This is a genomic window from Virgisporangium ochraceum, from assembly GCF_016863655.1.
In the GTDB taxonomy this organism is placed as follows: Bacteria; Actinomycetota; Actinomycetes; order Mycobacteriales; family Micromonosporaceae; genus Virgisporangium; species Virgisporangium ochraceum.
Map to the genome: position 1 here is coordinate 1 of NZ_BOPH01000076.1, position 8,476 is coordinate 8,476.

The 8,476-nt window shown below is 72.6% G+C and carries 6 protein-coding genes; 3 read left to right on the forward strand and 3 right to left on the reverse strand.

What is annotated here, in order from left to right; genetic code table 11:
* Positions 1 to 73: 73 nt before the first annotated feature.
* The gene (locus Voc01_RS26210; RefSeq protein WP_203930212.1) at positions 74 to 997 is read right to left on the reverse strand and encodes a hypothetical protein; all 924 of its coding nucleotides are present in this window, start codon (positions 995 to 997) and stop codon (positions 74 to 76) included.
* Positions 994 to 1,620 carry an MBL fold metallo-hydrolase gene (locus tag Voc01_RS26215; protein WP_203930213.1) on the reverse strand — a complete coding sequence of 209 codons (627 nt, stop codon included), beginning with the start codon at positions 1,618 to 1,620 and terminating at the stop codon, positions 994 to 996. The genes Voc01_RS26210 and Voc01_RS26215 overlap by 4 nt, the downstream gene beginning before the upstream one ends.
* A 99-nt stretch (positions 1,621 to 1,719) precedes the next feature.
* Here Voc01_RS26215 and Voc01_RS26220 point away from each other — a divergent pair, with 99 nt between their 5' ends.
* Entirely contained in the window at positions 1,720 to 2,640 is a 921-nt protein-coding gene (locus Voc01_RS26220) for a DUF4349 domain-containing protein (RefSeq protein WP_203930214.1), read from the forward strand.
* Here Voc01_RS26220 and Voc01_RS26225 read toward each other — a convergent pair.
* Complete coding sequence (locus Voc01_RS26225) at positions 2,637 to 3,899, reverse strand: amidohydrolase (protein WP_203930215.1); 1,263 nt, start codon at positions 3,897 to 3,899, stop codon at positions 2,637 to 2,639. The genes Voc01_RS26220 and Voc01_RS26225 overlap by 4 nt on opposite strands.
* A gap of 887 nt (positions 3,900 to 4,786) precedes the next feature.
* Here Voc01_RS26225 and Voc01_RS26230 point away from each other — a divergent pair.
* Complete coding sequence (locus Voc01_RS26230; protein WP_275423757.1) at positions 4,787 to 6,796, forward strand: serine/threonine-protein kinase; 2,010 nt, start codon at positions 4,787 to 4,789, stop codon at positions 6,794 to 6,796.
* A gap of 7 nt (positions 6,797 to 6,803) precedes the next feature.
* Positions 6,804 to 8,420: a phospho-sugar mutase gene (locus Voc01_RS26235; protein WP_203930217.1), complete on the forward strand. Its 1,617-nt coding sequence runs from the start codon at positions 6,804 to 6,806 to the stop codon at positions 8,418 to 8,420.
* The last annotated feature ends 56 nt before the right edge of the window (positions 8,421 to 8,476 follow it).

Here is an 8,476-nt window from a genome sequence, read left to right on the forward strand (position 1 = left end):
CCTCCGCGACGACAGAGTGTCGGAACGCACAGTGACACGCCACGACTGCATACGGATCAACGACCCAGGACCACTAGCCGGGGGTGGCGGCCTGGACGGCGGCCATGGCCTGCTCCACGCGGCGCTTCGCGTCGCGGACGGCCTTCTCGGCCTCGGTCCGCTTTGCCTCGGCCTCGGCCAGTGCGGTGCGGGCGGCCAGCAGCTCGCGGTGGGCGGCCTGCTGGCGGCGGCGCTGTTCGGCGGCGGCCTTCCGGGCGGCCTCCTGCTCGGCCAGCCGGCGCTTCGCGGCCTCGTGCTCGGCGGCGGCCTGCCGCTCGAACTCCTCGTCCTCCGCGATCCGGCGCTCGAGCTCCTCCTCCTCGGTGACGCCCCGCTTTGCCTTCCGGCCCGCGATCGTGGAGACCGTGGCGCCCTTCCGGGCGGCCGGCTCGCTTGGCGGAGCATCCGGCCCGCGCATCGCGGAGCCTCCCTGGGAGCCGCCCTGGGCCCCACCCTGTACGAGGCGGAGCTGGGGCCGGGGCTGCTCGCCGAACCCCGCGTACTCGACCGGCTTGACCAGCCGGCCCAGCCGGACCTCGTCAGCGATGTCGGGGTCGGCCAGCGCGGCCGTCAGCGTGTTCTCGACCTCGCCCAGCGGCAGCACCGCCCGCACCCCGCGGCCGGCGGCCACCGCGAGAGCGCGCGACTCGCGGGCCAGCGACGACACCATGGCGCGCCGCTGGGTGGAGAGCTCACGCAGCTCGTCTCCGCGCAGGTTGCGTTGGGCGGCGCGCATCGCCGCGCCCAGGGAGAGCAGCTCGCCGATCAGGTCGGGGCGCTGGTGGGCCAGCAGGTTCACCAGCCACGCGCCGACCGTGGGCCGGCGCAGGCCGCCGATCTGGCCGGCCAGCTCCCGGTCACCCGCCTTGCGGGCGGCCGCGACCGCCTCTCCGCGCGCCGCGGTGAACTCCTCCGGCGGCAGCGCGTAGAGCTCCGCGGCGACCTCGTCGAGCGTCACAACGTGACGTTCTCCCCGGTGTCCAGCCGCACGTACTCGTGGCCGGAGAGGTTGCCGATCATCATGTCGAACACCTTGAGCCCGGTGTCGTTGAGCAGCCCGTCGTGGATCGGGTGGGCCCGCCTTGGCGCCACCTGCCGCACGAACTCCACCGCCTCCGCCACCTTCGACCACGGCGCGCACGCCGGGACGAGCAGCGTCTCGACCTCGGTGTCGGGCACTACGAAGGAGTCGCCCGGGTGGTAGACACCCTCGATGAGGAAGCCGACGTTCGAGATCCGCGGGATGTCGGGGTGGATCACCGCGTGCAGACCGCCGTAGGTGTGCACGGTGAAGCCGGCCGCCTCGAACTCGTCGCCGGGCTGCACCTCGGTGACCGCGTCGGCCAGGTCGCCGAGCTTCGGCGTCACCTCGGGGTGGGTGAAGATCCGCAGGGACGGACGCTTCTCGCGCGCCTCGGTGAGCGCGTCGACATCGAGGTGGTCGAAGTGCTCGTGGGTGACGAGCACCGCGTCGACCCCGTCGAGGGCGGTCCGTTCGGAGAACGTACCCGGGTCGATCACCAGCACCGCACCGTCGCGCTCCAGCCGGACGCAGGCATGCGAGTACTTGGTCAGCCGCATTCGTGACCTCCACGCGGTTCAACCGTGACCTACCCGGTGGAACCCACGCGCTCCACCTGCACGTCCCAGTGGCCAGACACCGAACCTACCGGAGGCATCATGTCAGGCAGGCCATCACCGCGGCGGGTCGCCGGCGCACTCTGCATCGGTCTCATGTTCGTCGTGGCGGGGTGCGGCGGCAGCGGCGACGAGACCGGCGCGGCGTCGACCGCCGGCGAGGCGCCGGCCGCCGCGCCGGGAGACGCCGCCGGCAAGGACGCACAGGGCGGCACGAACGCACAGGGCGGGGCGAACGCGCCGGCCCGCGCGCCGGTGGAGGTGCCGCCCGACCAGCGGTCGATCATCTACACCGGTCACATCACCGTCGAGCCCGACGACGTGAACCAGGCGGCCGACGCCGCGATCGCCGCGGCCCGCACGGCCGGCGGTGACGTCTCCGGCGACAACCGGAACAGCGCCGGCGACCGGTCCGAGGCGACCGTGACGCTGCGGGTGCCCTCGGCGAAGTTCAGCGAGGTCATGACGTCACTCGGCCGGCTCGGCAAGGAGCGCAACCGCGAGGTGAAGGCGGAGGACGTCACCGAGCAGGTGGTCGACGTCCAGTCCCGGATCGCGACCGCGCAGGCCAGCGTCGACCGCGTGCGCGCGCTGCTGGCGCGGGCCACCACACTCGGCGAGATCGTGTCGCTCGAGTCCGAGGTGGCCAAGCGCGAGGCGGAACTCGAGTCGCTGAAGGCCCGGCTGAACAAGCTGAGCAGCCTGACCGCGCTGTCGACGATCACCGCGACGTTCACACGCAACGGACCCGTCGAGGAGGACGAGACCGACACGACCGGGTTCCTCGCCGGGCTCAAGGGCGGCTGGGACTCGTTCACCGGCTCGCTGAACGTCCTGCTGATGGTCCTCGGCGCGTTGCTGCCGTGGTTCCTGGCGCTGGGCGTCCCCGTCTTCGCGCTCGTGGCGTTCCTGCGGCGGACCGCGCGCAACCAGCGCGCGCAGCCCGCCCCCGACGAAGCCTAGAAGGCGCCCGCGGACAGCGCGGCCAGGGCCGTGTGGACCATGACCCGGACCCCGTACCCGATCGACCGCTCGTCGACGTCGAACGCCGACTGGTGGATGTCGAACTTCTGGTCGGAGCCGGGGATGCCGCAGCCCAGCCGGATCATCGTGCCGGGCACCTGCTCCAGGTAGAACGAGAAGTCCTCGCCGCCCATGCTGATCTCGGCCTCGACCACGCGCTCGGGGCCGAGCGCCGCACCCGCCGCACCGGCGACGATCGCGGTGGCGAGCCGGTCGTTGACCACCGGCGGCACGCCGCGGGTGTACTTGACCTCGACCTCCGCGCCGGTGCCGGCGACCACGCTGTGCACCAGCTCGGTGAGCAGGTTCGGCACCTCGCGCCAGGCGTCGCGGTTGAGCACCCGCACGGTGCCGCGCACGGTTCCCTCACCGGGGATCGTGTTGGCGGCGTCGCCCGCGTGGATCGCGCCCCAGACCATGGAGACGCCGGCGCGCGCGTCGACGCGACGGTCGAGCAGCGACGGGACGTCGACGACCACCCGGCCCAGCGCGTGCACCAGGTCGGCGGTCAGGTGCGGGCGGGCCGTGTGCCCGCCGCGCCCGGTGACCCGGACCTCGATCTTGTCGGCGGCGGCCGTGAACGGACCCGACCGCACCCCGACCAGTCCGGCCGGCAGCAGCGGCGCGCAGTGCAGCGCGTAGATCGCGGCCACGTCGCGCAGGCCACCGGCGGCGATCACCTCGGGCGCGCCCGACGGCATGTTCTCCTCGGCCGGCTGGAACAGCAGCCGCACCCGGCCGGGCAGCTCGTTGCGCTCGGCCAGCTGCGCCAGCGCGAGCCCGGTGCCGAGCAGCACGGTCGTGTGGACGTCGTGGCCGCAGGCGTGCGTCACGTTCTCGACGGTCGAGCGGTACGGCACGTCCTTGGTGTCGGGAAGCGGCAGCGCGTCGAGGTCGGCCCGTAGCGCGATGACGCGATCGCCGACGCCAATGTCACAGATCACGCCGTTGCCCTTGGGCAGCATTCGCGGCGACAGACCGGCGAGCTTCAGTTCACGCGCCACGAGAGCGGCCGTCTCGAACTCGTGATGAGACAGCTCCGGGTGGGCGTGAATGTGACGTCGTACCGCTACGAGCTCGGCCCCGCGCGAAGCGAGCCAGCGGTCGAGCTGGCCAGGTAGGGGGTCGGCTCCGGCCGGCGTTTCCGGCCAGGACGAGGTCAACGAACTGTTACTCGGCAACGACAGAGCACTCGTCACTTTGAGTTCTCGTTCTCGGTCTATGTGAGCAGCACGCCCCGTGCGTGCCTCCGACAGCGTAGCCCCGTTTTGGTAACGGAGCGCAACATCATTCTCGTGACCGGTGGATCGCACTGTGTCACATTTCGCCTGGTGAGGGCCATTTGACGGCGCAAGTACAGCCAGTGTCGCATTTCTCGGCACTGACATGTGCCACGCACCTCCTACAACGTGTGACCGATGGCCGAGTCACGGCGTGGTCTTCTCTCCACTACAGCCCGTCATTGGATGGCGAGAGGAATGGCACCCGCGGGACGCAGGGTGATGACCTTGAACGCAGACTGGCACGAACCCGTGTCCGACCAACACACACATCGTCCGTCACCTCCGCGGCGCACGGGGTCGGGTGGACGACCCGACGGCACACGTCTTCTAGACGCCCGCGGCTCGTCCAACGGACGCACCGTTGCGTAACCGTTAAGACAAACTTCAACATTCTCGAAGCCCGTACAAAGCAATTCCCGGTTCGCGCTCGTTCAATCGTCCGCCCGTGGAGTGGCTTCTGTCCTGCTTTTATAGAGATTTGCTATCCGGACCGCCGACTGCCCGGGTCACGTATTCGGCACCTCACGATTGGGACAAGACCGGCACCCGCCCGCGTTCCTTCCTTCATCGGAAGGGCGTCCCCGGGTTAGGGTGAACCGTCCCGATGACCCCCTCCTGCGACGGTGCGCGAGCCAGTGACGATGACGTGGCACGGTGATCCCCTGCCCGCCCCCGGTTCCCCGGCCGGTCCCTCCCCATCGGGGCCGCTCGGCACGGGCGGGTCTGCAACGCCTGCCCCCACGGGGCCACAGAACGGGCCACAGAACAGCCCTGTTCCCGCTCAGCGAGGTGCACCCGGCACCGTGATCGGTGGCCGGTACGCGCTGCGTACCGCGATCGGCCACGGCGGCATGGGCACGGTCTGGCGGGCCACCGACACCGTGCTGCGGCGCGACGTCGCCGTGAAGGAGGTCGTGCTGCCGCCGGGTCTCGCCCCGGCCGACCGCGACCAGATGTACCAGCGCACGCTGCGCGAGGCCCGGGCCGCCGCCGCCCTGTCGCACCCGGCGGTCGTCCAGGTCTACGACGTCGTCACCGACGCGGGCCGGCCGTGGATCGTCATGGAGCTGCTCAACGCGCGCAGCCTGGCCGAGATGATCGTCGAGGACGGTCCGCTGGCGCCGCGCGCGGTCGCGAAGATCGGCATCGCGTTGCTCGGCGCGCTCGAGGTGGCCCACGCCGCCAAGGTGCTGCACCGCGACGTGAAGCCGGCCAACGTCCTCATCGCCAACGACGGCCGCTGCGTGCTCACCGACTTCGGCGTGGCCCGCATGCCCACCGACGCCGAGCTGACCTCACCCGGCATGGTGCTCGGTTCGCCGCACTTCATCTCGCCCGAGCGTGCCGTCGGCGCAAGCTTCGGTCCGCCGAGCGACCTGTTCTCGCTCGGGGTCACGCTCTACACCGCCGTCGAGGGCCGGCCGCCGTTCGACAAGCCCGACCCGTTCGAGACCATGCGCGCGGTGGTCGAGGAGCCGCCCGCCCCGGCGATGCGGGCCGGTGCGCTGTCCGGCGTGCTCTACGGTCTGCTGGAGAAGAACCCCGACCGGCGCTGGGACGTCGAGACGGCCCGGTCCGTGCTGCGGGAACTGATGGTGGGTCCGCTCGCCAGCAACCCGACCACGCACTTCACCGACCCGTACGCGGTGGTCCGGCCGGCGCCGTTCACGCCGCCGCCCGCGCCCACGTCGAGCGGTCAGATCGGCGGTCGCGCGATGATCGCGCCCGGTGAATCCGTCGACGACGCGCGCCGCCGCCGCGACACCCCGACCTCGACCCAGCGGATCGACACGACCGTCGCCCAACCGCAGCCCACCGCGGGCCGGCCGCTCCCCGGCCCGATGCCGCCGCCCGCGCCGCCGACCCAGCGCCGCGCCGCGGCCCGCGACGAGACCAGCGCGAGCATCCCCGTCTTCGACGACACCGACGCCGGCGGCACCACCGGGGTCACCGGGCTGGACGTCGACGTCCTGCCCCGGGGCGGCCCCGGACAGGCGGTCGGCGGTGCCGGGCACCCCGGCGTGCCGATCGGCGCCATCCCGACCCAGCCGGTCGGGTCGCCCACCGAGTACACCGCGGGCCGGCTCCCCGGCGGGCGGCACGCGCGGCCGGGTGGGGCCGAGAACAGCAGCGGCAGCGTCGGCGCGGCCGCGCAGACGGCGGTCACGGCCGTCGCGCAGGTCGCCGCGCCGCAGTGGCAGTCGTTCCGCCGCCAGCCGCAGGGCATCCAGATCGGGGTCGCGGCCGGCGTCGTGCTGCTGCTCGTCCTCGGGATCCTCGGCGTCATCGTGCTGCTGCCGAGCGGCACCAGTGGCCGGATGCGCGGCGCCGGCACCCCCTCGCCGGCCGGTCCGGCGTTCGCGACGCAGGAGTACCGCGACGCGCGCGGTTTCGTGGTCAACATCCCGAAGGACTGGACCCAGCGGAAGCCGGCGAACGGCTCCTACATCGACTACCTCGACCCGCAGGACAACAACCGCCGGATCCGGCTGAACATCGAGAACACCAGCGGCACCCCGGCGAGCTTCGCGAACGTGGCCGAGGGCTTCCTCAAGAACAACACCGGCTCGTGCGAGTCGCCGTACACGCGGGTCGGCCTGCGCGACAGCGCCGACATCAAGCTGTCCGGCCAGACCGCCGCCGAACTGGAGTACACCTGTGGCAGCGGCGGCACCGCCCGGCACGGTATCTGGCGCTTCACCGTGCAGAACGGCAAGGTGTTCCACTTCTTCCTGACGGTTCCCGAAGGGAAGTTCGCCGACAGCAAGCCCATCTACGACGAGATGGTGCGCTCCTACCGCCTCGGCGGTTGAGCCCGTCATGACCGACGACCTGCGGGCCGCCGCCGACGCGTGGCTCTCCGACGATCCCGACCCGGCCACCCGCGACGAGCTGCGCGCTGTCCTCGCGGCCGGAAAACCCGGTGACCTCGCCGACCGCTTCGCCGGTCCCCTGCGCTTCGGCACCGCGGGGCTGCGGGGTCCGCTGCGGGCAGGGCCGAACGGCATGAACCGCGCCGTCGTGCGTCAGGCGGCGGCGGGACTGGTGAGCTGGCTGGCCGCGCAGAACGCCGACGGGCCGCTGGTGATCGGGTACGACGCGCGGCACGGGTCGCGCGACTTCGCGGTCGAGACGGCGCGGGTCGCCACCGGTGCGGGCCGGCCGGCGCTGGTGCTGCCCCGCCCGCTGCCGACGCCGGTGCTCGCCTACGCGGTGCGGCAGGTCGGCGCCGCGGCCGGCGTCATGGTGACCGCGAGCCACAACCCGCCGCAGGACAACGGCTACAAGGTCTACCTGGCCGACGGCGCCCAACTGGTGCCGCCCGCCGACGCCGGGATCGAGGCCGCCATCCGCGCGGTCGGGCGGTTGTCGGAGGTGCCGCTGGGCGACGAGGGCACGATCGTTCCGGAGTCGCTGGTCTCCTCGTACGTGTCCGCCGTCGCCGGGCTGGTCGCGGGCGACGGAGCGCGTGCTCTCGGCGTCTCGTATACGCCTTTGCACGGTGTCGGTGCGCCGGTGCTGCGGGCGGCGCTGGCGGAGGCCGGGTTCGCGGCGCCGGCGGTCGTGCCGGAGCAGGCCGAGCCCGACCCCGACTTCCCGACCGTGGCGTTCCCGAACCCGGAAGAGCCCGGCGCGATGGACCTGGTCACCGCGCTCGCCGCGGAGACCGGCTCCGACCTGGCGCTGGCGAACGACCCCGACGCCGACCGGTGCGCGGTGGCGGTGCCGTCCGGAACGGGCTGGCGCATGCTCCGCGGCGACGAGGTCGGCGTGCTGCTCGCCGACCACCTTATGCGGCGCGGAACCACCGGCCTGTTCGCCACGACGATCGTGTCGTCGTCGCTGCTCAAGGCGCTGTGCGAGGCCCGCGGCCACGCCTACGGCGAGACGCTGACCGGGTTCAAGTGGATCGTGCGGGCCGGTGACGGGCTCGTGTTCGGCTACGAGGAGGCGCTCGGCTACTGCGTCGCCCCCGACCTGGTGCTCGACAAGGACGGCATCTCGGCCGCGCTGCTGGTGTGCGAGCTGGCCGCGTCGCTCAAGGCCTCCGGGCGCACGCTCGCCGACCGGCTGGACGAGCTGGCCCTGGAGTTCGGCGTCTACGCCACCGACCAGCTGTCGGTGCGGGTCACCGACCTGGCCGACATCGCCCGGGCGATGGCGCACATCCGCCGTCACCCGCCCACCGCGCTGCTCGACGAGCCGATCTCCGAGACCGACGACCTCCTGCCCGACGCCGACGTGCTGACGCTGCGCACGCCGGGCGCGCGGGCGGTGGTCCGCCCGAGCGGCACCGAGCCGAAGCTGAAGGCCTACCTGGAGGTGGTGGAGCAGGTGACCGACGGCGACCTGGCGGCCGCCCGGGAGCGGGCGGCGGCGGGCCTGGCCGCGCTACGCGCCGAGGTAGCGGCCGCACTGGGCCTGATTCGCCCTTAGGGCGTGTCCGGTCTGTGGACCGGCCGCGCCGCCCGCGCTCGGCCCCGTCGTCGATG